17 protein-coding genes and 1 other RNA gene are annotated in these 25,331 nt (G+C 56.6%); 10 read left to right on the top strand and 8 right to left on the bottom strand.

Annotated features, from left to right (window positions below):
• Positions 1-123: 123 nt before the first annotated feature.
• Positions 124-1,527 (top strand): globin-coupled sensor protein, encoded by a 1,404-nt coding sequence (locus tag IEX96_RS05970; RefSeq protein WP_150004945.1) that lies wholly within the window; start codon positions 124-126, stop codon positions 1,525-1,527.
• Between the two features lie 82 nt (positions 1,528-1,609).
• On the opposite strand, the gene IEX96_RS05975 is transcribed toward IEX96_RS05970, so the two are convergent.
• Complete coding sequence (locus IEX96_RS05975; RefSeq protein ID WP_188873617.1) at positions 1,610-2,542, bottom strand: LysR family transcriptional regulator; 933 nt, start codon at positions 2,540-2,542, stop codon at positions 1,610-1,612.
• 86 nt (positions 2,543-2,628) lie between these two features.
• Here IEX96_RS05975 and ssrA point away from each other — a divergent pair.
• Positions 2,629-2,997: a transfer-messenger RNA gene (gene ssrA, locus IEX96_RS05980) on the top strand.
• Between the two features lie 84 nt (positions 2,998-3,081).
• Here the strand turns inward: ssrA and IEX96_RS05985 are convergent.
• Complete coding sequence (locus IEX96_RS05985; protein ID WP_150004944.1) at positions 3,082-6,048, bottom strand: M16 family metallopeptidase; 2,967 nt, start codon at positions 6,046-6,048, stop codon at positions 3,082-3,084.
• Positions 6,049-6,220: 172 nt separating this feature from the next.
• On the opposite strand from IEX96_RS05985, the gene IEX96_RS05990 reads away from it, so the two are divergent.
• From IEX96_RS05990 to IEX96_RS06000, 3 genes are all read left to right on the top strand, one after another.
• Positions 6,221-6,748 (top strand): SspB family protein, encoded by a 528-nt coding sequence (locus tag IEX96_RS05990; RefSeq protein ID WP_150004943.1) that lies wholly within the window; start codon positions 6,221-6,223, stop codon positions 6,746-6,748.
• An 85-nt stretch (positions 6,749-6,833) separates the two neighbouring features.
• Positions 6,834-8,234, top strand: a complete 1,401-nt coding sequence (fumC, locus tag IEX96_RS05995; RefSeq protein ID WP_150004942.1) for a class II fumarate hydratase — start codon at positions 6,834-6,836, stop codon at positions 8,232-8,234.
• Positions 8,235-8,243: 9 nt separating this feature from the next.
• Positions 8,244-8,468 carry a ribbon-helix-helix domain-containing protein gene (locus tag IEX96_RS06000; RefSeq protein ID WP_150004941.1) on the top strand — a complete coding sequence of 75 codons (225 nt, stop codon included), beginning with the start codon at positions 8,244-8,246 and terminating at the stop codon, positions 8,466-8,468.
• Positions 8,469-8,470: 2 nt separating this feature from the next.
• On the opposite strand, the gene IEX96_RS06005 is transcribed toward IEX96_RS06000, so the two are convergent.
• Positions 8,471-12,016, bottom strand: a complete 3,546-nt coding sequence (locus IEX96_RS06005; RefSeq protein WP_188873618.1) for an AsmA family protein — start codon at positions 12,014-12,016, stop codon at positions 8,471-8,473.
• A gap of 251 nt (positions 12,017-12,267) precedes the next feature.
• Between IEX96_RS06005 and IEX96_RS06010 the strand changes: the two genes are divergently transcribed.
• Genes IEX96_RS06010 through IEX96_RS06025 form a run of 4 tightly spaced genes read left to right on the top strand, consistent with a single transcriptional unit; the run spans position 12,268 to position 17,893 of the window.
• Entirely contained in the window at positions 12,268-12,726 is a 459-nt protein-coding gene (locus IEX96_RS06010) for a pentapeptide repeat-containing protein (RefSeq protein ID WP_229773565.1), read from the top strand.
• A gap of 18 nt (positions 12,727-12,744) precedes the next feature.
• Positions 12,745-14,520, top strand: coding sequence for a chloride channel protein (locus IEX96_RS06015; RefSeq protein ID WP_188873619.1), 1,776 nt, complete (start codon positions 12,745-12,747; stop codon positions 14,518-14,520).
• A gap of 50 nt (positions 14,521-14,570) precedes the next feature.
• Positions 14,571-16,949, top strand: a complete 2,379-nt coding sequence (locus IEX96_RS06020) for an ATP-dependent helicase (protein ID WP_188873620.1) — start codon at positions 14,571-14,573, stop codon at positions 16,947-16,949.
• On the top strand, positions 16,946-17,893 hold the full coding sequence (locus tag IEX96_RS06025; protein ID WP_150004936.1) for a 50S ribosomal protein L11 methyltransferase: 948 nt from the start codon (positions 16,946-16,948) through the stop codon (positions 17,891-17,893). The genes IEX96_RS06020 and IEX96_RS06025 overlap by 4 nt, the downstream gene beginning before the upstream one ends.
• Here the strand turns inward: IEX96_RS06025 and IEX96_RS06030 are convergent.
• From IEX96_RS06030 to IEX96_RS06045, 4 genes are all read right to left on the bottom strand, one after another.
• Positions 17,890-18,081, bottom strand: coding sequence for a hypothetical protein (locus tag IEX96_RS06030; protein ID WP_150004935.1), 192 nt, complete (start codon positions 18,079-18,081; stop codon positions 17,890-17,892). The two genes, IEX96_RS06025 and IEX96_RS06030, sit on opposite strands and share 4 nt — an antisense overlap.
• Positions 18,082-18,220: 139 nt before the next feature.
• Positions 18,221-20,320 carry an NAD-dependent DNA ligase LigA gene (ligA, locus tag IEX96_RS06035; RefSeq protein WP_188873621.1) on the bottom strand — a complete coding sequence of 700 codons (2,100 nt, stop codon included), beginning with the start codon at positions 20,318-20,320 and terminating at the stop codon, positions 18,221-18,223.
• A 43-nt stretch (positions 20,321-20,363) separates the two neighbouring features.
• Positions 20,364-22,058, bottom strand: coding sequence for a DNA repair protein RecN (gene recN / locus IEX96_RS06040; RefSeq protein ID WP_150004934.1), 1,695 nt, complete (start codon positions 22,056-22,058; stop codon positions 20,364-20,366).
• A gap of 42 nt (positions 22,059-22,100) precedes the next feature.
• A complete protein-coding gene (locus tag IEX96_RS06045) occupies positions 22,101-22,934 on the bottom strand; it encodes an outer membrane protein assembly factor BamD (RefSeq protein ID WP_150000856.1) in 834 nt (277 codons plus the stop codon).
• A gap of 249 nt (positions 22,935-23,183) precedes the next feature.
• Between IEX96_RS06045 and IEX96_RS06050 the strand changes: the two genes are divergently transcribed.
• Positions 23,184-23,576 carry a helix-turn-helix domain-containing protein gene (locus IEX96_RS06050; protein WP_188873622.1) on the top strand — a complete coding sequence of 131 codons (393 nt, stop codon included), beginning with the start codon at positions 23,184-23,186 and terminating at the stop codon, positions 23,574-23,576.
• A gap of 84 nt (positions 23,577-23,660) precedes the next feature.
• Here the strand turns inward: IEX96_RS06050 and ftsZ are convergent, their stop codons facing one another.
• Positions 23,661-25,316: a cell division protein FtsZ gene (gene ftsZ, locus IEX96_RS06055; protein ID WP_150004932.1), complete on the bottom strand. Its 1,656-nt coding sequence runs from the start codon at positions 25,314-25,316 to the stop codon at positions 23,661-23,663.
• Between the last annotated feature and the right edge of the window lie 15 nt (positions 25,317-25,331).

A 25,331-nucleotide genomic window follows, 5' to 3' on the forward strand; every position in this document is an offset into this window, starting at 1 on the left:
TTTCCGATCATCAAGCCCATAAAAGCAGTCAGAGATCGTTCAAATTTTAAGGGCCTTTTAACTCTGTGGTTCGATAGTGCTTGGGCAAGAGACAATACTGCCTAAACGGGCGTCGGGGGTATCATGAGCGAAACAAGTCTGAGTGTTAAAACAAAAACCGGAATTCTGGAAGAGCTGAGCGATATCACGTTCAAGCTCGAAATGAATAGCCGCATCCAGAATTTTGCCGCGGGGGGCAAGCTCCGCGACGATCTGTGTCTTTTATGGCCGATTATCGAGCCGAATATCGACACCATATTGCAAACATTCTTCGACAATCTTCTGATCCATGAAGAAGCGCAAAACGCCATCGATACATCACGGTTGGAACAAATCAAAAAGCGGCAGGTGGAATTCTGGCATTTCATGTTCACCGCACCAATGGATCGCCGCTATGGTCAGGTCATTTCCGAGCGCGGCGCCTATATGCACCGTATCGGATTGAGCCCGAAATTCTATCTTCCCGCTTATGCCACCGTCTATGACATGTTCATCACATATGTGATCGAAGGAATCGAAAACCGCGAAGGCCGCGCCAAGGCCGTGGTGGCGCTCAACCGGCACAATTTTTTGATGAACGAGATCATGTCGTCCACCAATCATGAAATGGTGCGCGAAAGTGCCGAAGCGCTTTTGGAAGAGCATGGCAAAAACTTCGAGCAAGAAGTGGTGAGCACGCTGAAAAGCGTAACCGATGCCGTCCAGCGGATGCGCAACAATGCCAGCGAAGTAAGCACCGCCATCGAGGCCATGAGCGCCTCCAGCACCACCGTTTCCAATGCCGCCGACAGCAGCGCCGACAATGTGCGCACCGCAGCCGCGGCCGCCGAAGAACTCTCTGCCTCGGTGCAGCAGATGAACGAACAGGTACAACGCTCGTCCGGCGCATCGGGCGAAGCGTCCAAGGAGGCAAAAGCCGCCGGCGAAGTGATCGACAGCCTTGCAGGCTATGTGGAAAAGATCGGCCATGTGGTCAAGCTGATCGACGATATCGCCGGGCAAACCAATCTGCTGGCCTTGAATGCCACCATTGAAGCGGCGCGGGCGGGCGAGGCAGGCCGGGGCTTTGCCGTGGTTGCCAATGAAGTGAAAGCCCTTGCGGGGCAAACGGCACAAGCCACCAAGGAAATTGCCAGCCAGATTTCTTCTGTCCAGTCCGCCACCCAGGAAGCGGTGAGCGCCAATAAGCGGCTGGACACCACCATCACACGGGTCAGCACCATTTCCGACGAGATCACCTCGATGATCGACGAACAGGCACAGGCCATCAACGAAATCACCCGCGCCGTGACAGAAGCGGCGGGCCGCAGCGAGGATGTCTCGTCCAATATTGCCGAAGTATCCTTGTCGGCAGGCAATATCGGCGGCTCCATGTCCGATGTGCGGCAACTGGCTGGCGATGTGTTTACGCTGACAGAAACCTTGTCGAACAAAATTGACAGTTTCCTTGAAGCCATCCGCAGGGATAGCCACGAAAATCAAGCATAAGAAAAAAGGCGCTGCATCTTTACCAACAAGCCGCAGCGCCCTTTTTCGATTTCTTGGGCCACATATTCATAAATGGCGCCGCTCAGGATTTATGGACGATATGGTCCGCCCCATTCCCCCAGCCGGGCCTTGTCGAGAAGCGTTGCGCCAGATAATCGATAAAGCGCCGCACCTTGGTGGAAAGGTGCCGGTTGGGCGGATAGATTGACTGCACCGGCAAAAGAGCTTGCTGATAATCGCTCAGGATTTCCACAAGGCCCTCTTGCTCCAGATCCGCGCCCAAAAGAAAATCGGGAATGGCCACGATCCCCAGTCCGTGGCGCGCGGCTTCTTTCAATGCATCCCCATTATTGGCCCGCATCGGGCCGGACACCCGCACCGACTGGCTTTGCCCATCGGAGCCAGTAAAGGCCCACTCACCAGAATTGTTGCGCCCGCGATATAAAAGACAATCATGGCCGGCCAAATCCGCAGGACTGAGCGGTGTGCCAGAGCGTGACAAATAGGCAGGGCTGGCCGCCACCACCATTCGCGCCACGGCAATCTTCCGGGCAATCAGGCTGGAATCCGATAAGCTGCCAATGCGCAAAGCCAGATCATAGCCTTCTTCCACCAGATCAACGAATCGATCGTTGAAATCCACATCTATCTTCAAATCGGGATACTGGCCCAGAAATTCCGGCAAGGCCGGGGCCACATGGCGAAGCCCGAAATCCAGAGCACAGCTTATACGCAATGTGCCACGCGGTTCCGCATTAAGGCTGGACACCGCATTGTCCGCATCGGCCAGATCCTCCAGAATCCGCGTCGCCCGTTGCACATAAGCGCGCCCTTCTTCCGTCAGGCTCACCTGCCGTGTGGTGCGATAAAACAACCGCGCTCCCAAATGGTCTTCCAAAGCCGAAACCAGCTTCGATACGGCGGATTTTGACTGATTCAGGCTGCGCGCAGCCATGGAAAAACTGCCTCTTTCGGCAACCTTCAAAAACACCCGCAATGCCGCCAGTTGATCCATAAGAGCTTTCCCTTCCCGCCATCACACAGGCTTTTCGCCCCTTTATCACGCCTGCCATTGGGCCTTTGTGCATTGATAAACGCAAGCCTCTTTAAACCTTCGCCAAAAATGCTTATATAGGCGCTGTCGGGCAACCGACTATGGCAGTAAACGGTGCGTGGAATAGGCATTATGGACCCGGGGGCGGTACCCGGCGCCTCCACCATCAGCGATTGAAGCCCATAAAGGCATATAGGCCGGGGAAGCGATCGCTGCTGATGGGGGCGAAATAGGATCGACATGTGCTCAAAGGCGATACTTTCTGCTCGGTATGGTACCACCGTGATGGGCCAAATTCACAAATGCCAATGATAACGAGGCATTTGCTGTTGCAGCGTAATTAAGACCTAGCGGTCAAGATTGCAGAGCAATCAGCACGGTAATCAGGGGTGCACCGGGTAACAGAAGCATTCCCGCGGTTCGGAGGGCACCGGGCAACAAAAAGCCCTCCACTTCCCGCAGTCCCCTATATCGGCTCCCTTTATCGCCCTGTGCTTTCATCAGGGCGCATCTGGTGCCTTTGCCTCTTTTGTGGCGTTGCCCTCTATGCTTATGGGGCTCACCACGATTTCAATAGGAGCGCCGGTTTTTAAAAGCCAAATGGCCGCATCCTGCACCTGCTTTGCGGTAACAGCCCGATAATCCGCTTCCACCGTGCGGTAACGCTTTAACCGCTCAGGAGCATGCGACAGCCCTTCCAGCATGCCGAACAACCAGCCCTGATTGCTATCGCGCCAACGGCCAAGCTGTTCCATCACCGGCTGGCGGGCGCGTTCCAGCAAATCATCACTGGGGGCTGTTTGCGCCACCCTTTCCAGCAATGCCGACAGCGCCTCCACCACCTCATGGCTGCGGGCGCTATCGCTATCAGCGGACAACGCGATCAGCCCGCGATATCCCAAGGACGAATCCAATTGCCATGAGGCTTGCGGCGAATAAGACAACCCTCCGGCCTCGCGCACATCTTCCCGCGCCAGAATATCAAGCACGCTGGTCATCAAATGCAGCGCCAAAGCCCTGGGGCGCTCCACACCGTCCCGCACCGGCCAGTAAAGCGACACCCGCGATCCCGCATCATGGCCATCATAGGTAAAGGCAGCCTTGGCCCCATTGTCCGCGAATTGGGGGAGAATGGGTCCGGCCAAGTCCGGCTCCGCAGCCCGCTCTGGCAACGCCCCCAATGTATTGGCCAACAGCGTTTGTGCTTCCAAAACCCGGATGTCCCCCACCAAAGAGACTTCCAAAAATTCATGGGCCAATAAGGGGGTCAGGCGCTTCACCACCGTTTCCCGGTCTGGCGCAAGGGCCGCCTCCAGATCGGCAGGGAAGCCCACGCGGCGCTGGTCGCCCGAAAAGATAAACGGCACCCCTTCGGCACGCAGAACCGATTGCGGGCTGGCCCGCAACCCGGCGAAAAGCTGCGTCATGGACCGTTCGTAAATTGGCACCGCATCGGGCCGGAACGCCGGATCGGTCAATAGTGCGGCGGCATATTGCAGGGCAATGGGCAGATCCGCACGCATGGCGGCCCCTAAAATCCGCACCCCGCCCCCATCGATAGACAATTGTACCGACATGTTTTTATCGGCAAACAACCGCGACAATTCCTGAAAATCATGGGCCCCAAGCCCCCCCAATGTGGCCCATTGACCGGCTTTGGCCATCAGCCCCGCTTCATCGGGCGCAAAAGCGGACAAGCCATTGCCCAGCCGGATCGAAAAGCGCACGGTATTGCGTTCCAGATCGCTGTCCTTGATCTGTGCCACCACATTGTTGGCAAAGGTCAGGCGCTCGAAATCGAAATCCTCGATATGTTCTTGGGAAACGATCTCGCCGGGTTCGCCAAACACCTGATAGGCAAAGGCCTTGTCGTCAGATGGTTGCCACGGCTGCAATGGCGTTTCCCCTGCCGCCGCCCATTCGGCCAAAATCTCCGCTTCGCTCACCGGCCCATCGCTGTTTTGCAAGCGCACGAAAATGGCCGGAGCCTTGCCTTCATAACGATCCTTTAATGCGGCCTTCACATCCTCAAGGCTGAGTTGGTCCACCACATCCATCAAATCCGCCAACAGCGCAGACGGATGCCGCGCCACGAAATCCGCCGCCGTCGACCGAAGGATATTCGATGCCAACGCACCCGAACTGCGGGTATCGGCCCGATCGGCGCTGGCCTTTAAACTTGTGATCTGGCTCCGGCGCATCAGATCCAGTTCTTGCTCTGTGATGCCAAAAGCCAGCAACCGGTCCAGTTCACGCCGCGCCACATGAAGGGCGGTGCGCCAATCATCGCCAACGGGGGTGAATTGAAACCCCGCAAAATAGGCGGCACGGGGGATATGATCGCCAAATGGCCCGCCAGAGCTGAACCCCGCATCATCGGCAAACATCAGATCTTGCAAGCGGCGGCGATAGGCCCCCATGGCAAAATCCAGCGCCAATCCGCGCTTCAAAACGGCCCGCCGTGTATCTTCATCGGCCTTTTGCAGCCGATAGGCACCGCTATAGCCAAGGGATTGGCTGGCAATGCTCTTTGCTGGCTGTTCAAAATATACGGTAATAGAAGGACGCAGGCTTTCTTCCACATGGCTTAGGGCGCGCGGGGCCTGCGGCAAGGATATGGTCAGTTCCTCACTCACATCCGGGGCCGCCACGCCCTTGCCTTTAAAATCGGCAAAGCGGGCGCGCACTTCCGCTTCCACCGCTTCGGCATCAAAATCCCCCACCAGCACCAGCAGCATTTTTTCAGGCCGGTAATGGGCTTGGTAAAACGCCAGCAGATCCTCGCGGCTGATGGCATGAAGGCTCTCTCGCGTGCCAGCGGGCCATTGTTCTGCGGCTTTTGCACCGGGCGTCAAAAAGCGCATCCGGATTTTTGAAGATTGCGCCGCGCTGCTATCGCGCGACACCAATTCGCTTATCACCACATCCCGTTCTTGCTCCACATCCTCTTCTGTCAGCAACAGGCCATCAGAAATATCGCGGAAAATATCCAATGCGCGGGAGATGCGGTCGATCCCGGAGCCGGGCACAGTCAGATAATATGTGGTTGCCTCCAGCCCGGTGGTGGCATTGCTATCGGCCCCCGATTGCAGGCCCAAACGCTCCAGTTCTGTGAACAATCCTTCATCGGGGCGGCGGATGGTTTTCTGAAAGGCCAGATGTTCAAGAAAATGCGCAATGCCGCCAAGTTCCGGCACTTCATCCAGCGATCCCACATCCACACGCAATTGCAAGCTGGCCTGATCGCGCGGCGTTTTGTTTTCCATGATGGCATAGCGCAGGCCCGTATCCAGCCGCCCCCACTGGATGGCAGGATCGGGCGCAAGTCCAAAAACATTCCGCTCATGGGGAAAGGCAAGATCCGGGGAAGGCGCATTCAAAGGCGGGGTCTGGGAAAAAGCTGCAATCGGGAAAACAATACCGGCCAGAACAATAATTCTTGCGAAAAAACGATAAAAATCAGCCATTTGTGAGAATTACTCCATAACAATTATGCATCGATGGAAAGCCGCATTCTCCAAGATTGCGACCCCAGCCCTTTAAACCGGCTGGCCAGTACAGATATGAAGGACTATAAGGGCGTCGAGTCCGAATGTCGGCCCGTTTTTTCCTTAAAAGGCACAGGTCAAGATTGCATCCATGTCCGAATCTCAATTCAACTATGATGAAATGGTGCAAGATGCGTTGCGCGGCGTCGTGCGTGAAATATTGCGTCGTGTCATGCGCGAGGGGCTTCCCGGCGCCCATCATTTCTATATCGCTTTCCGTACCCGCGCCCCTGGCGTCATCATCCCCGAGCATCTGAAAAAGCGTTATCCCGATGATATGACCATCGTTGTGCAGCATCGCTTCTGGGGGCTGGAGGTGGCTGACGATCATTTCGTTATCGGGTTATCCTTCAATCATAAGCCGGAACGGCTGGTGATTCCGTTCAATGCGGTGGTCGGCTTTGTCGATCCCTCCGTGCAGTTCGCTTTACAGTTTCAAGACGAGCATGGGCGCGACGAAGAGGCTGGCGACTCCGGTGCCGGGGACGAACCCGTTGCCCTGGATACTGTCTCTGCCGAGCCGGAATCCGATGCACAGGATACCAATCACGACGATGATGGCACCCCCAATGATGATAACAAAGTCGTCGCATTGGATGCCTTTCGTAAAAAGACCTGATCTGCCCCATCATTCGGCCAAAACGGACCGGCACTGCCGAGCCGTTGCCTTTGGCCGTCACAAGACCCGTTGCAGGAGATAAGATATGTCCGAGAATGGTGTGCGCACCGAGCGCGATAGCTTTGGAAAACTGGACGTTCCCGCCGACCGCTATTGGGGCGCGCAAACTCAACGCTCCTTGATCAATTTCCCCATTGGTGGCGAAACCATGCCGCTGCCGGTGGTGCGCGCCTTGGGCATTGTGAAGCAAGGGGCCGCGCGGGCCAATATGGCGCTGGATAATCTGGATAGCCGCATCGGCAAAGCCATCGACCAAGCCGCACAAGAAGTGATCGACGGCAAGCTCAACAATCATTTTCCGCTGGTGGTATGGCAAACCGGATCGGGTACCCAATCCAATATGAATGCCAATGAGGTGATCGCCAATCGCGCCATTGAAATTCTGGGTGGCGAACTGGGATCGAAAGATCCGGTGCATCCCAATGATCATTGCAACCGCTCGCAAAGCTCCAACGATACCTTCCCCACGGCCATGCATGTGGCGGCGGTGGAAGAAATCCATCACCGCCTGATCCCGTCTTTGGAGCATCTTTTAAAAGCGCTGGAGCAAAAAGCCGACGCCTTCAAAGACATCGTCAAGATCGGTCGCACCCATTTGCAAGATGCCACGCCCCTGACGCTGGGTCAGGAATTCTCCGGCTATGTGCATCAGGTCAAGCAATCCCTGCGCCGCGCCAAAGCCGTTCTGCCCGCCCTTTATCAACTGGCACAGGGCGGCACCGCTGTGGGCACCGGCATCAATTCAAAGCCCGGCTTCGCCGAACGTGTGGCGCAAGAAATCGCGGCCATCACCGGTCTGCCCTTTGTTACGGCCGAGAATAAATTTGAAGCATTGGCCGCCCATGATGCCTTGGTGGAAGCCTCTGGCGCCATGAACAGCATCGCCGTGTCCTTGATGAAAATCGCCAATGACATCCGCTTGCTGGGCTCTGGCCCGCGGTGCGGCCTTGGTGAACTGGTCCTGCCGGAAAACGAGCCGGGCTCGTCGATCATGCCGGGCAAGGTGAACCCCACCCAATGCGAAGCCATGACCATGGTGTGCGCACAGGTGATGGGCAATCATGTGGCGGTGACCGTCGCAGGGTCCAACGGGCATATGGAACTGAATGTCTACAAGCCGGTGATGATCTATAATCTGCTGCAATCCATCCGCCTTTTGGCCGACGGGGCGCGTTCCTTCACCGACCGCTGTGTCGCTGGCATTGCAGCCAATGAAGACCGCATCACAACGCTGCTCAATGAATCGCTGATGCTGGTGACGGCTCTTGCCCCCACCATCGGCTATGACAAAGCTACGGAAGTGGCCAAAAAAGCCCATAAATCCGGGGCTACATTGAAAGAAGCGGCGCTATCCCTTGGATATGTAACGGCAGAAGAATTTGACCGGGTGGTGCGCCCCAAAGACATGGTGCATCCCAAAGACTGAGCCTTGGTCATGACAAGAAAAAGCCCGGCCAAGCGATCTGTTCTGATCCGCGGACACCGCACCAGCATTTCGCTTGAGCCGGCTTTCTGGGATGAAATAACCCGCATTGCCCATCATCGCGGGCTCTCTATCAACGCCCTTGTCACCGCTATCGACGAACAGCGCGAAACCAATCTCTCCAGTGCCTTGCGCTTATTGGTGCTGGAGAACTTGAAGCGCGAAGCGGGGCGTTAGGGTCACGGTTTTGGCGGGGTTTCTGTCGGAGCATCTTCCTTTAACGGCACATCCGGCCTTGGCTTGGTGCCCACCACATCCGGAGCCTTCAAAAGGTCCGATCCGGGTATATCCAGCCGTTTGAACACCGATGTCGCCAATTGGGACGCCCGCCAGCGCAGCAATGGGTCGGTATCAAGGGCGATGGTGGGGTTGGAAACGGCTCCCCCCAAATCAAACCCGATGGGCGGCGCATCGGGATAGTCTTCAAGGCGGACTGTGCCGGTCATTGAAAGCGCCCAGGCCCCAAGATCCAGACTGGCGCGGCTTTCCATCTGCCCCGCCGCAAGAGCGGTCCGCATCGGGGCCATTTGCACAAGGCCTTTTTGCGCTTGCAAATCCACCGTCATATCCGTGAACGGAGTTTGGCCCGATGAAAAGGCATTAAAAGCAAGTGCGCCCAGCTCCTTAGCGGAAGAAGCACTCTTGAGGCCGCGCACAAGGCCGGGAAGGTCCACCCCTATCAACGCGCCATTTTGAATATGGACTCGGCTTTGACCGCTGACAGACGACACCATATCGAATTGGCTATTGCCTTTGGCGGAAAAGGCCCCCGCAACAGACCCCTGACCATCAATGATCCCGTGGCCGAGTGTTGCCTTGAGCATGTCGGCAAAGCGGCTGTCCTTTAGCGCATAGGTCAGGCTCAGATCCGGCACGCCCCCCACATCCAGAGCCCCCGACATCGACAGATCGCCGCCGAAAAGCTTGCCCGTCACGGCATCCAGGGTCAGCACCCCTTGGTCCAGTCGGGCTTCCACCACCGGCGCATCCAGTTTCCAAGGATCAAGCGTCATCACTTGGGCGGCAAGCGCCAAAGTACCGTCAAAACCGCGCAGTCCTTCCAAGGCCAAAGGCTCTTGCGACCAGCGGCGAGTGCCGGTTTTCCGGGCTGGCATAATTCCTGTAGAGGCGGGGGGCAGAAAATCCGACAGCGGCATCGCCCCCAAATCCAGCTCTGCCGTCAGAAAGGGCCGGTCTTTTGCCAAAATCACATCCAATGTGCCTGAAACGCGACTCGGCCCCATTTCTGACGGCGCGATCTTCAACCCCAGCCGGTGGGACGACGCGTCATAAGCAACGGACAGATGGCCGGAGAGCGGCCCCAGTTCCGCCTTGCGTGGCCGATAATCCGGGATCACTTGCCGCACCAGCTGCGCCAGTTCAGGATGCGTGGCCGTTATATCCAGTTCAAGAGTTTGCGCGCCATCATGGCCCGCCATTTGTCCGGTCACATCCATCTGACCGCCCAAAAGGCGCCCCTCCCCGGCCACATCAAGGCCCATTGCCGGTCCGGACAGCTGCGCCTCCAGATGCACCGGCAAGGCATCGCCATGGGCCAAGGCATCAAAACCAAAACGCGCAGCCAAAGCCCGATGGGACGGATGATCCACTGTCAAATCCATATCCAATATGCCTGCCTTTGGATCAAGAACCGAGCCAGCCTTGCCCCGCGCTGTCAGGCGTCCGCCCGCAAGCTGCCCGCCAAGATCCACCTCCATATCGGTCAAGGCGCCGGCAATGCGCCCTTCAAATGTAACAGACCCCACAGAGCGCAAAAATGGCAGGGATGTAACGGCCAGCGCATCCACCGCGCGGGCCAGATCCGGCAAGCTGCCCCGCACCAGCATATCGATGCCGGGAATGTCGTCCCCTGCCTGCACCCGCCCGGAAAAGCCAAAATCGGCCCCTTCCTGATTTTTAAAGGCGGCCCTTTCCACCGTCAGGGCATCCATATGCCGATCCAGAACAAGCTGCACATCGCGCAGTTCCTGCCCAAAAGCACTCAATCGGCCCAATGCCAGCTTCAAGCGCAGATCAAGGCTCTCGGGATCAACCAGCATATCATTGGCCCTGCGCGACAAATCCACCCTGTCAAAAGGCGGCGCATCAGGCGCGGGCGGCAAGAAATAATCATCAAGGGCCAAACGATCGACGCGGATATCCGCCTCCAGAGCAGACTGATCCGTCCCAAAGGCCATCAGCGCCGTCCCTTCCAGTCGGCTGGCATCCAAAACAAGGCTAAGATCATCAAACGCTATGTCATTGGGGGTGGCCTTCACAGCGCTTTCAAAAACAAGGCTGGACAGCCGATCCCTTGGGATGGGAAGCGCGATCTCCAACCAATCCAAAACCGCACGCACATTGCTCGACGATGCCTTTAATGTTCCTGCCAGTTGGGGATTTTCCCCCATTTGCATAAGCTGCCCGTTCAAAGACAGGCTTGATGCGCCGGGTAGATTGGCCCGCGCCTGTTCGATCACCAACACACCGTCTTCGCTGTGCAGTTCCATGGTGGCGCGGCTGATCATGCCACCACGATAATGGGCCGCATCCACCGCCAAAGACAGGGTCAGCGCCAAATCCTCTGGCACATCGGGCCAGTTCACCGTTTTTTCCGAAAAGATGGATGCCCCTTCCGCCGCGGCCGCTTCCACCGCATCTTTGGCAAAAAACGGGTCCAGATCGATCTGGTCGGCGCGCACGGTCGCGGTCAGCGCCGGATCATCTTCCATGATATATAAAAGCGCACCGCTTAAGGTCGTTGCGGCAAATTTTCCGCGCAGATCGCTCAACCGGATATCGCCATCCACCGACAAATCCCCCTCAAGGGAGAATGGTTGGTCCAGTCCGGCGATGACGGGGAGCGGGTGCGACGCCATATTGCCCATATCGCCCAGCAAAACAGCCAGATCCGGGATATTTATTCCTGCCGACAAGGCCATTTGCGGCCTATGGGCATCGGCATCTTGCAGGCGAAACCAGCCCGACAAAGTGGCTTTGGCATCGCGCACCATCATTGTAACCGAAACTGGCACCCGCGCCGCCCGTTCAAAGCGGCTGGCCTTTATGGAAAGGTCCAGCGGCACATCGGCCACCTGCATCCGGGCCTGCCCCTGAAACGGTCCGGAAAGCGACTCTGCCACAAGCCGAAGCTCGATAGCACTGGCCTTGAACTCCTGCATCGATTGCGCGTCATAAAAGCTGAGCGTGCCTTTTCTGACGACAAAATCATCCACGCTGATGGCCGCCATGGCGCTGTCGGTTTCGGGAATATCCGTCTCCTTTGGTGCCTCTCCGCCCAATAGCCAGTTACCCCGGCCATCCGCCGCCCGCTCCAAGGCAATCTCCGGAGCGATCAATTCAATACGCCGTATCCGGATATCACCGCGCAGCAAAGGGAACAGCGCCACCACGGCATCCAACCGTTCAGCCTTGGCCAGATAGTCGGCACGCCCATCGGGAACATTGCCAATCCGCACATCCGCCGCCCGCAATGCGGGCGTGGGCAGGGTGCGAAAAGACAAATCTCCGGCGATAACAACCTGCCGCCCCAAAGCCGTGCTCATCATCGTTTCAAAGCGGCCTTTATAGGCCGTCCAATCGATCAGACCGGGGGCAATCAGCACAAGACCAAGCAAAACCACCAGCAGACCAGCCGATATCCAGCCCGCCAGACGCCAGCGCCGTGCCCCTTTTTCCGACGCATCCAACGCTGTGTCGTTCATATCCGTGCGGTCTTTTAACGGCTTGATGACCATCGTTGAAAACCAAATCCTTGCAGCCACATATCCGATACGCTTATCACATAAGGACTGTGTGGCAGTCTTGGGGCATATTGCAATCCGAAAGCAGATGTTTCCATAGCCGTACACCAACCCATGAGAAGGGATCGCCCTTGACCCGTTATCATCGCCCCTCGCCTCTTCCTTCCTCAGGTCTTATGCGGTTTTCTGCCTTGTTATGGGCAACCTTCCTGATGAGCCTTTCCGTCCCGGCCTTTGCCGGATGCAGCGATGCGCCCCGCCCCGGCGTGGAATGGACCCGCTGTTTCATGAATGGGCGGCAATTTCAAGATATCGACATTCAAAACGGCATTGTGCGCGACAGCAGCTTTAGCCGCGCCACTCTGGACCGCGCCAATTTATCGGGGCTGGATGGGCGGAGGGCAAAATTCATGTCTGCCAGCCTTAAAAACGTAAATTTATCCGGAGCCAATCTGATCGATGCGGATTTCACCAAGGCGGATCTGAGCGGCGCGGATCTGAGCCATGCGGATCTGCGCGGTGCCCGACTGTTCCAGACCAATCTCGGCGGCGCAAATCTGACCCAGGCGCGGCTGGAAGATGCCGATCTTTATCGAACCGATTTTACCGGAGCCACATGGATCGATGGCACCACCATTTGCGCCGAAGGCTCGATAGGGACCTGCAAATAACCAAGGCAACGACGAATCATGCAACGCCCATCAACAAGCCACCGAATGCGCGCGGCCATTATGGGAATGCTGGGCCGGCTGCGCTATGACCATTCCATCCTGTTTGTGCTGGCCATCGGGATCGGCACGCTGGCGGGATATGGAGCCATCGGCTTTCGCTTGCTGATCAATGCCTGGGGCTATCTGGCCTTTGGCGCCAGCGAAGAACAACTGATTGCCGGGATCATCCGGTTGCCTTGGTGGCACATGCTTTTGGCCCCGGTGGCCGGTGGCATAGTGGTTGCTTTGCTGCTGAAATGGTTCTTGCCCGATGGCCGCCCGCAAGGGGTATCGGAAGTGGTGGAATCGGTGGCGTTGCGCGATGGACGCATGGACTTTCGGGCTGCCTTGGCCAATGCGGTGTCCAATGCAACGGCTCTGGGCTTTGGTTCGTCGGTGGGCCGCGAAGGCCCCGTGGTTCATCTGGCGGCAGCCATTGCCTCGTTTTTCTCGCAACGCCTTCATCTATCGCCGGCGGTGATGCGCACCTTGGTGGGTTGCGGTGTGGCCAGCGGGGTCGCCGCCTCGTTCAATGCCCCCATTGCCGGGGTGATCTTCGCTTTGGAAGTGGTGGTGGGCCATTATGCTCTGCATGCCTTTGCACCCATTGTGGTGGCGGGCGTTGCCGGCACCATCGTTTCACGGATTCATCTGGGCAATTTCCCCGCCTTCACCGTTCCCCCTTTGGAAATTGCATCCTTGTGGGAATTTCCCGCTTTTGGCCTGTTGGGGATTTTATCGGCGGTGGGAGCCATCCTCTTCATGCAGTCGATCTTTTGGGCCACCGATCTGCGCCGCCATATCTCCAGCCTGCCCGATTGGGTCTTTCCTCCCGTGGGTGGCGCTTGTGTGGGGATTGTGGCCATCTGGCTGCCCGAAGTGATCGGCGTTGGCTATGAAGGCACCGATAGCGCGCTTAAGGGCAGTTATGGCTTCGGGCTTTTGATTGCCCTGTTTCTTGGCAAAATTGCCCTCACCGCCCTTTGCACAGCGGCGCGATTCGGCACCGGTGTTTTTTCACCCGCCTTATTCACCGGGGCCATGCTGGGCGGCGCCTTCGGGGTGGTGACCGCAAGCATGTTTCCCGATTTCACGTCCGGACCGGGCGTTTATGCGGTGGTTGGTATGGGGGCTTTTGCGTCCTCGGTCTTGGGAGCGCCCATGTCCACCATCCTGATCGTGTTTGAACTGACCGGCGATTATGAAGTGACCATGGCCGTGATGGTTGCTGCGGCCCTGTCGTCGATGATTACCCATTTTGCCTATGCGCCTTCATTTTTTCTACGCCAGCTTGAACGACGCGGGCTTAATCTGGAATCGGGGAAAGCCTCCCATTTGTTGAAATCCACGGGCACAAAGGCGGTCATGCGCACAATTTTCTCCACAGTGCCCAAAAGCGCCAGCATTTTTGAAGTCCGCCGGCATCTGGTGGCCCAAGGCGGCGGAAAGCTGATGGTTGTCGATGAAAACGGTGCCCTTACCGGTATCATTTCCTTTGCCGATCTGCCCGAAGAAGCCTTTGATCCGGATCTGAACCATCTGGTGCGCGCTGCAGAAATAATGCGTGCAAATCCGGCGGTAATTTATGCCTCTGACACTCTGGAAAGCGGCCTGCGCATGCTGGAACGCACCGGCGAGCACGATTTGCCGGTTCTGTCGGATACCAGCGCGCGTTTGGTGATCGGTATTTTGAACCATGAAGATGTGCTCAAGGCCTATAATCGCGCATTGCTGGACAGCCAGGGCAAAGACTGATCGCGCTTTATCCGGTGGCCATTTCCCCGCCAAAAGATTAAACAAGGCGCATGAATTCCGATCCCTTTGATTTTTCCGATGTCGGCCCCGCCCCCAAGGCCACACCGCCCGCCCAACAGGCCCCTTGGCTTTCCGGGCTAAATCCCGCCCAGCGCGAAGCTGTGGAGCGGCTGGATGGCCCTGTTCTGGTGCTGGCAGGCGCAGGAACCGGCAAAACACGGGTGCTGACAACCCGCATCGCCCATATGATCGCCACCGGCAAAGCCCATCCCGGCGAAGTTCTGGCCGTCACCTTCACCAATAAAGCGGCGCGGGAAATGCGCGAACGGGTGGAGCGGCTATTGGGCCGTCCGGCCGCGGGCATGGCGCTTGGCACCTTCCATTCCATTTCGGCACGCTGGCTGCGCGAACATGCAGAATTGGTGGGCCTGAAATCCAGCTTCACCATTCTTGATACCGACGACCAGATCCGGTTGCTCAAGCAATTGATCAAGGCGGCGGATATTGATGAAAAGCGCTGGCCCGCACGGATGCTGGCAGGGTTGATCGACCGTTGGAAAAACAAGGCGCTCACGCCTGATCGTGTGCCGCAAGGCGAAGGGTTCAATTTCGCCGATGGCAAGGGATTAGAGCTATACGCGCAATATCAGGCCCGGCTGAAAGTGCTCAATGCCTGCGATTTTGGTGACCTGCTTTTGCATATGATCACCATTTTCCAGCATCATGGAGATATTCTGACGCGCTATCAAAACCGCTATCGCCGGTTGCTGGTGGACGAATATCAAGACACCAATGTGGCGCAATATTTATGGCTGCGCCTGCTGGCCCAACGCCCGGATGACCAACCGCGAAACATTTGCTGTGTGGGGGATGACGACCAGTCGATCTATGGCTGGCGCGGCGCGGAAGTGGGCAATATCCTGCGTTTTGAAAGTGATTTTCCCGGCGCCCATATTGTGCGTCTGGAACAGAATTACCGCTCCACCGGCCATATTCTGGGGGCGGCCTCCTCCCTGATCGCCGCCAATTCCGGACGGCTTGGCAAAACCTTATGGACCGATGCGGGGAACGGGGACAAAATCACCATATGCGGCGTGTGGGATGCCCTTGAAGAAGCCCGCACCGTGGGCGACCGGGTGGAAACCCTGCAAAGAAGCGGCCATTCTCTTGCGGAAATGGCGGTTTTGGTACGTGCAGGCTTTCAAACCCGCGAATTTGAAGAACGCATGATCACATTGGGTATTCCCTATCGTGTGGTGGGCGGGCCGCGTTTTTATGAGCGGGCGGAAATCCGCGATGCACTGGCCTATTTACGTGTTCTGGTGCAACCCGATGACGATCTGGCGTTCGAACGCATTTTGAATGTGCCAAAGCGCGGCCTTGGCCCTGCCGCGATGCAGGCCATCAACCGCCTTGCCCGGCTTGAAGACATCCCCATGAGCCGCGCCGCCGCCATGCTTACCGATTCAGAAGAATTACGCCCGCAAGCGCGGCGGTCGCTGGCGCTGTTTTTGGAAGACTTCCGCCGCTGGCGCCAAGACCTGGATCATCTGGATCATCCAACGCTGACCGAACAGATTTTGGAAGATTCCGGCTATATCGAGATGTGGCAAAAAGACAAATCCCCCGATGCCGAAGGGCGGCTGGACAATCTGCGCGAAATGGTCAGCGCCATGCGGGATTTCGATACATTGCCCGGTTTTCTGGAACATATCAGCCTCGTGATGGAAAATCAGGAAGCATCCGGCGTCGAGAAGCTGTCCATCATGACCTTGCACGCCGCCAAGGGACTGGAATTCGATAATGTGTTCCTGCCCGGCTGGGAAGAAGGCGTTTTTCCCAATCAGCGCGCCATCGATGAAGGGGGGCTTGAGTCTTTGGAAGAAGAACGCCGCCTTGCCTATGTGGGCCTGACCCGCGCCAAAAAGCACGCCATCATTTTATTTGCCGCCAATCGGCAAATATTCGGGCAATGGCAAAGCAGCCTTCCTTCGCGCTTCATCGAAGATCTGGACGCCAAGCATGTGGACACATTAAACGCCCAAGGGCTTTATTCCGGCCAGGAAGGCAGCATGGCATCCGGCGCATGGGGCGGCTTTCAAGGCTATGACGCCGAACCTGCCCGTGGGCCGGGTTGGGCACGCGCCCGCAATCGTCATGCGGACGAAGGGCGCAGCACACAATCCGATTGGGGCGGTGGCCGCGCCGAGCGTATCCGCAAATCAAGACGCAACAAGCCCATCGAAGGCCGGGTGGAACGCAGCGGTCTGCCGCAAGCCAAAGCCACCCGCTTTGCCGAAGGAGACCGGGTGTTTCACGACAAATTCGGCTATGGCGAGGTTATGTCGGTGGATGGCAATAAGCTGGTGGTCATGTTTGAGCATTCCGGAGAAAAACGCGTGATCGATAGCTTTGTGAGGCCCGCATGAGCGCTTGGCATGTCTGGACCACGGCCCCCATGGCAGTGGCCCCCGCCCTTGAAACTCTGTTTGAAGAGGTGTTCGCCCTTGATGCCTGCCCCCCCACCATTTCCAGCTTTGAAGTGGTTGAAGACCATATCTGGCGAATCGAAGCCTATTTCGACACGAAACCCGATCTGACAAGGCTAGCCGCCGCTCTTGACGCATGGCGGGATGAAACCGGGCATCAAGCCGAAGACATTCAGTGCGAAGCTTTGGAAGATCGGGATTGGGTCAGCGAAAGCCAGAAACTGCTGTCACCGGTGACAGCGGGAAAACTGTTTGTACATGGCAGCCATGATCGAGAAAACCGGCGGGCTTTCGGCATCAATTTGCAGATCGAAGCGGGGCAAGCCTTTGGCACCGGCCAACATGCCACCACAATGGGGTGCTTGCTGATGCTGGACCGCTTGGCCCGGCGAATCGACCGGCCACAAGCAATGCTGGATCTGGGCTGTGGATCGGGGGTTCTGGCCATGGCCATGGGGCGTCTGTGGCGCAAAGGCGTGCTCGCCAGCGATATCGATCCCATTGCCATGGTCACCACGCGGGAAAACGCCGTTATCAACGACTTTCCATGGCGGCATAATCACCGTGCGGGCTATGGCCTTGCGGCCCTGACCGCGCCGGGGATGCGCCATCGCGCCATCACATCGGCAGGCCCTTTTGATCTGATGACCGCCAATATTCTGGCCGCACCGCTTGTGGAAATGGCCGCCGATATCGCAAAAGGCGTGGCACCGGGCGGGCGGCTGATTCTGGCGGGATTACTGGCCCGGCAGGAACGGCGTGTGGCCAATGCCTATCGGGCGCGTGGATTTTTATGTGAAGGGCGTTTGCAGATCGGCGATTGGCCGACCCTGTTGATGCGTAAGGCACCGGCCCAAGGCAAGGATAGCGCCAAGATCGCTTAGGCGGCTTGCCGTGCGATTGCAACCGGAGCCGTCACAATGGGGGCTTGGGGCTTTTGAAAGGCCAAAAGTTGGGCTGTGGCCTGTTCCGTCAATTGACCATTGTCGGTCAGCAGATCGAAAAAGCCATAATGGCGGCCAAACAGGCCTTGAGCGGCCTCACGGGTGGATTGTGCGAATTGTGCAAACATCTGTATTTCCTATGGAAAGAGTAACCTTGGTTCCCCCTCATGTGACGTTTTGCACTGCACAATAGTAGAGCCATTAAAAGCACCATAGCCATGCAAAAAACGCATGGCTAAAAAATATATCGTCCCATATGAATTATATCTAGGCCGGAGAGAAGGTGGCGATACGGGCCAGCCATTCCTCTTCATCAATCACGTCGATTCCCAAACTCTGCGCTTTTTTCAATTTCGATCCAGCGCCCGGACCGGCAATCAACAGGTCTGTCCTGGCTGACACGGAATCGGTTACAGTTGCCCCGAAGCTTTCCGCCTGCGCCTTCGCCTCGGATCGTTTCAATTGCTTCAAGGAGCCGGTGAACACCAGTGTTTTGCCTGCAAGCGGGCCGGGCTCTTGCGGCACATCTTCCATATCCAGCACCGTGACATTTGCCAAAAGCCCATCGATCACTTTGATATTATGGGGCTCATGGAAAAAATCGATGATGCTTTCAGCCAGCTTTGGACCAATCTGATCCACCGCCTTCAATTCCGCCTTGGCCTGTCCCGGATCGCCTTCCAGCAAGCCGCGCAATGCCTTTAAAGATGTCCAGCGGCGGGCCAATATCTTGGCGGTGGTTTGCCCCACATGGCGAATACCAAGGGCATATAAAAAGCGATCAAGGGAAACTGTACGCCGCGCCCTGATGGCATCGAACAGTTTTTGCGCCGATTGCTCTCCCCACCCATCCATCTTTTCGATCTGAAGATCTTTATTACGGTCTTCCAGCGTGAAAATATCCTCAGGGCCTTCGATCAAGCCTTTGGCGAAAAACGCCTTGATCTGCTTATCGCCCAGCCCTTCGATATCCATGGCATCACGGGATACAAAATGGCGCAAGCGCTCGCCCCTTTGCGCTTTGCACACCAAGCCACCCGTGCAACGAATGACCACATCATCACCTTCGCGCACCACAGCCGAGCCGCAAATGGGGCAGGTTTCCGGGAAATGAATGGCCTTTGCATCATCAGGGCGCAATTCCGGCACAAATCCCAAAATCTGCGGGATCACATCGCCAGCGCGCTGTATCATCACCGTATCGCCGATCCGCACCCCAAGGCGGGCAATCTCGTCTTTATTGTGCAGCGTTGCCTTTTGCACCACCACGCCGCCCACCGTCACCGGCTTCAATTTTGCCACCGGAGTAATGGCGCCGGTGCGTCCCACCTGAAAGTCCACATCCATCAAAAGCGTTTGGGCTTTTTCTGCGGGGAATTTATGGGCAATAGCCCAGCGTGGGCTGCGGCTGATGAACCCCAGTTTATCCTGCAAATCCAGCCGGTCCACCTTATAAACAACGCCATCAATATCATAATCAAGGCTGGCCCGTTTGGCCTCCAACCCCCGAAAATGCTCCAATACAGACTCTAGATCATCCAGCGTTTGCGTATAGGGATTGATCTTGAATCCCCAGCGTTCAAACTGCTTCAAGGCCTCCATTTGCGTCTTGAACGGCAAAGCCGACATATCGCCCCACCCATAGGCGAAAAACCGCAAAGGCCGCGATTTGGTAATGGCGGGATCAAGCTGACGCACCGACCCTGCGGCGGCATTGCGTGGATTGGCAAAGGGGGCCTTCCCAGCCTTTTCCTGCCGTTCATTGAGGGCGAAAAAATCCGATTTCGCCATATAAATTTCACCGCGAATTTCCACCACATCAGGCCAGCCATCGCCCGCCAATCGTTCGGGAATATCGCTGATCGTGCGGATATTGCGGGTGATATTCTCGCCTTCTGTCCCGTCGCCACGGGTGGCGCCCACCACCAATTGCCCATATTCATAGCGCAAGGATGCCGACAGGCCATCGATCTTGGGTTCGCCGGTCAGGCTGATGGGCGCCTCATCGGCCAGCTTCAAAAACCGCCTGATGCGCGCCAGAAAATCCGCCATATCCTTTTCATCAAAGGCATTGTCAAGCGACAACATGGGCTTTTGATGACGGTATTTTTCAAATTTTTCCGAAGGCGCCGCCCCCACCCGTTTTGACGGGCTATTGGTGCGGACCAGATGGGGAAACCGCGCCTCTATTTGTTCGTTTCGGCGCCGTAACGCATCATAGTCCGCATCGGAAATGGCGGGCTTGTCTTTCTGATAATAAAGCGCGTCATGATGGGCGATTTCCATCGCCAAACGTGCCAGTTCGCGGCGTGCTTGTTTTTCATCAAGATCATCCACCGCAACCGGCAACAAAGGGAGCTTCGACATAAAAACACTGCTTTATTAGAAAATGAGACGAACGCCCTGGAGATCAGGCGGATTGTTTCATCAGGCTGGATGCGGCCGCACGTGCTGCATCGGTGATTTCCGCACCCGACAACATACGTGCAATTTCCTCTTGTCGCGCCTCTTGGTCAAGACGTGCCACATCTGTCCGGGTTACAAGCCCTTGTGCATCGTCCCGATCGGCCTTGCTGATCTGTAAATGACAATCGCCCCGGGCCGCCACTTGCGGTGAATGGGTCACCACCAGCACTTGCGCCTGTTGGGCCAAACGCGCCAAACGCTCACCCACCGCATCGGCGGTCGCCCCGCCAATTCCCCGATCAACCTCATCGAAAACCAGCGTTGCTGCACTGTTGCGGCTAGCCAAAGATACCTTGAGCGCCAAAATCACTCGGGCCAGTTCACCGCCTGAAGCCACCTTGATCAGCCCGCCAAAAGGCGCGCCGGGATTGGTGGAAATCTCGAAGGCCACATGATCGCCGCCATCCCGCGTCCAATGCTCTTGGGCCAAGGGCTCCAGGCGGGTGCGAAACCGGGCTTTTTCCAGCTTCAAAGGCGGCAATTCGGAATTCACCGCCGCATCCAGTTTTTGCGCCGCATCTTTTCGGGCCTTGTGCAAATCCGCGATTTTCTCGGCAAGGACTGTGCGAGCGCGTTCCAGAGCTGCGCGTTTTTCGCCAATACCTTCCGAACTGTGATCCAAAGAGGCCACATCCTGTGCAAATTTCATCCGCAATGCGGGCAGATCATCAGGCGCACATTTATATTTCCGGCCCGCCGCGCGCAAAGCGAACAAACGCTCTTCCACCTGTTCCGCCTGCTCGGGATCGAAATCCAGCTCAGATTGTACGGCAGACAACGCCATCATTCCGTCTGCGGCTTCGATCACCGCCCGATCCAAAGCACTGATCACTGGCTGCAAAAGGCTCTGCACTTCTGGCTCCAGCCGCTCAAGACGCCGCAACACACCACGCAACTGTGCCTCGACTCCGGTATCGGCCTCTAATTCTGTCTGGATATCCCCCAGTGTTCCCGCCAAGCGTTCGCCCTGCATCATCAGCGCCCGACGTTCGGCCAAATCCGCTTCTTCGCCCGCTTCTGGGGCCAATTTATCCAGTTCTTCCAAGGCATGGCGCAAATAATCTTCTCCGGCCTGCGCTTGCGCCAAAGTCTCTTCCGCTTGATGCAGGCTGGTCTTGGCGGCTTTCATCGCATCATAGGCGCTAGCCACCGCCTCACGGAGGCCTTCATGGCCCCCATAGGCATCCAGCAAGGCCCGATGTCCAGACACATCCAGCAAACCGCGATCATCATGCTGGCCATGCACCTCTACCAGCAGATCGCCCAATTTTCGCATCATGGAAACAGAGATCATCTGGTCATTGACATAGGCCCGGCTGCCGCCATCCGCATGAATGACCCGACGTAAAATCACCGGCTCATCCGCGCAATCCGTCTCTTTGCCGATTTCCTGGTCGCGCAGGAATGCCCGCGCCTTATGGGTGGCAGGCAGATCGAAACTGGCCGTCACAGAACCACGGCTGGCCCCATGCCGCACCAGCCCGCTATCGGCGCGCGCACCGATGGCAAGCCCCAGCGAATCAAGAAGGATGGATTTCCCCGCCCCCGTTTCACCGGTCAGCACCGTCAGCCCTTGGGAAAAGGACAAGGAAAGCTGCTCGATCAAAACAATATCGCAAATAGTAAGGCCAAGCAGCATTACGACAGAGCCCCTAAGCCGCCTTTCACAGGATCACCGCCCTCAGTTCCCGAAAATCCGCGCGAAAAAACTACGGTTTTCTTGTGGCGCATCAGGATCTTCACCCGTGACCATGGCATAAGAATAGCGATACCACTTACTGCCGGGATGGTTGTGTCCCAAAACAGCGGCGTATTTCTGCGCTTCCCGCTCCACACCAAGGGCCGTATAACATTCCACCATGCGATGGAGCGCTTCCGGAACATGGCTGGTGGTGCCATAGCGGTCGATCACATTCTGGAAGCGCCCCATGGCGGCCAGATATTGTTCTTGCTTCAAATAGAAGCGGCCCACATCCATATCTTTCGCGGCAAGCTGGTCATAAACCAGGTCCAGTTTCAAGGCCGCATCGCGGGCATATTCACTATCGGGATAACGGCGCACAACTTCTGTCAATGCCTGGGCTGCCTGCTCCGTAACCCGTTGATCCCGGTACACATCCGAGATCTGCTCATAATAGCTGACGGCAATCAGATAGTTGGCATAGGCTGCATTTTCATTGCCGGGATGCAAAGACAAGAACCGTTCGGCCGCAAGAATGGCCGAATCATATTCATCATCCATATAAAGGGCATAAGCCCCCATCAGCTGCGCCTGACGCGCCCATACAGAATAGGGATGCTGGCGTTCCACCTCGTCAAAGGCGGCGGCGGCCATTTTCCAGCGACGCTTTTGCAAGCCGTCATAGCCGATGCTGTAAAGCACATCCACATCCCGCGCCACATAGGTGTCTTTTTCGCTGCCGGAACAAGCCGCTAAAGCTGCAACCAGCCCAACGGACAGAACGGAACGCAGAAACACACCCTTCAGTTGCAATACTTTTTTGAGAAATCGCATCTATACTTGTCCACCGAGTTGTCCTATCGTACCTCTTTCTACCATGAGTATTTTTACTCATCGAAAGAGACACAGTGATTGATAGCCTTATAACACGATTTTCAGGAATTGCGGCAATGCATCCGTTCAAATTGAACATTGCATGCCAAGAACCGGTGTTTGTGAAGGCCGGGATTGTCGTGATCCAAACCGCTTATGGGGACCAGGGAGCGCACGAGAGTGACTGAAGAGGAACAACGAGAGCCAAGCATGCCCGACAGAGAGGCGCTAGGGGAATTGGCCAACAGAGTTGATCAGCAAGTAGGGCTGTCGATCAAGAATCGACGCCAGCAGCGTGGTGTGACCCAACAGGAATTGGCCCGGGCTTTGGGAATTTCCTATCAGCAGGTGCAGAAATATGAAAATGGCACCAATCGAATCAGCGCCGGGCGCCTTTATATTCTGGCAAAAGCACTGAACATCACGGTGGGGGATTTCTTTTCCGAAATCGACCAGCCCTTTTCCAGCAAATCACTGGCGGTCACATCGGAAGATGTGGTGCTGACCGCAAAGGAACTAAATGCGGTTCGTGACCCGCGTGTGCGCAATTCCATTCGGGCTTTGGTACGGATTCTGGGATCGGATAACGATCCCTTTTATTAAGAAGCGTGCAAAACAAGAACATGCCGTCACCGGGGACATCCCGATGACGGCATGGGGCAAGCAAGAAAAGGCCATCGAGCCTTTCTAGTTGATCTGGCGGCGCAAGAATGCCGGAATTTCCAACTGCTCTTCTGCCAGTTTCTTTTCCGAACGACTGCTCGGAACCGGACGGTCTTCGGGGCGTAACCGATCCAGCTTGCGCTTGTCTTTTTGCGCCTCTTCCGTTTTGGCGTTCAGCTGGGCATCCGCCACAGACTGGGCCGACGCCCCGCCTTTATTGCCAAAAGAGGTCATGCGCCGAAACAGAGAGCGGCTTTTTTCCACCTGAGGCTCGCCAGCATTTTCATAATCCGCTTTTGCAAACACATCCGGTTCCCCCACCGGATCTGTCGCCGAGCTGGGGATTTGCGGCTCCGGTGCGATAAACACATCCGCATTTGCCACAACCGCTTCCACATCGGCTTCATCCAGTGACGCATTGTCCATCGCGGCAGACTCGTCCAAAGCAGCATCCTGAGACATGTCCGTCTGCGCCGGAACTTCCGTTTCACTGCCAATCTGGGCTTCCAGCACAAGCGCTTCTTCAGCATCCTGGGCTGCCAAGCGGGCATCATCCTCTTCCATGATTCGCACCGGCTCTTCATCCAGAGCGCGCGCCACGGCCGCTTCCGCACGCGGTTGAGAAACAGCACCATTGATTTGAGGCCGCGTATTGCGCGAAAAGCTCACAACAGATGCACTGGAGGGCTGTGCATCTGCCGGCTTTTGCATATCTTCGCCTGCAATGCCTGTGGCCACAACAGACACCCTGATCTGGCCGTTCAATGCTTCATTAAACGCCGACCCGACGATGATATTGGCATCTTCATCCACTTGGCTGCGGATATGCTTGGCGGCTTCATCCACCTCGAACAAGGTCAGGTCCATACCGCCGGTGATATTGATGATCACGCCCTTTGCGCCCTTCAAGGACACCTCATCCAGCAAAGGATTGGAAATGGCTGCTTCGGCAGCTTCCACAGCACGACGGTCGCCATCGGCTTCGCCGGTGCCCATCATCGCCTTGCCCATTTCGCTCATCACCGTTTTCACATCTGCAAAATCCAAATTGATAAGGCCGGGCATCACCATCAGATCGGTAATGCCGCGAACCCCGGAATTGAGCACTTCATCAGCCATGGAGAAAGCATCTTGAAAGGTGGTTTTCTCTGTGGCGATGCGGAACAAATTCTGATTGGGGATGATAATCAGCGTATCGACACTTTCTTGCAATTCAGCGATACCGGCTTGCGCGAATTTCATCCTGCGGTTGCCTTCAAAGCTGAACGGCTTTGTCACAACCCCAATGGTAAGGATGCCACGTTCACGCGCTTTTCGGGCGATCACCGGTGTGGCTCCGGTGCCGGTGCCACCGCCCATGCCCGCGGCCAAAAACAGCATATGACAGCCATCCAGATGCTGTTCGATCTGTGCCAGTGTTTCTTCCGCTGCCTGTTCACCCACTTCAGGTTTAGAGCCTGCACCCAAGCCCTGCGTGCTTTCCACGCCCAGCTGGATACGCGTATCGCACAGACTATGCGACAAAGCCTGTGCATCGGTATTGGCAACCACAAAGCTTACACCTTGCAGTTCGGACCGGATCATATTGTTCACGGCATTGCCGCCAGCGCCCCCCACACCCATCACAGTGATGCGCGGTTGAAGCTCGGTCAATTCTGGCATGGTCAGTTCGATCGACATTGGCCTTCTCCTCTT

Source organism: Iodidimonas muriae (assembly GCF_014647255.1).
Taxonomy (GTDB): domain Bacteria; phylum Pseudomonadota; class Alphaproteobacteria; order Sphingomonadales; family Rhodothalassiaceae; genus Iodidimonas; species Iodidimonas muriae.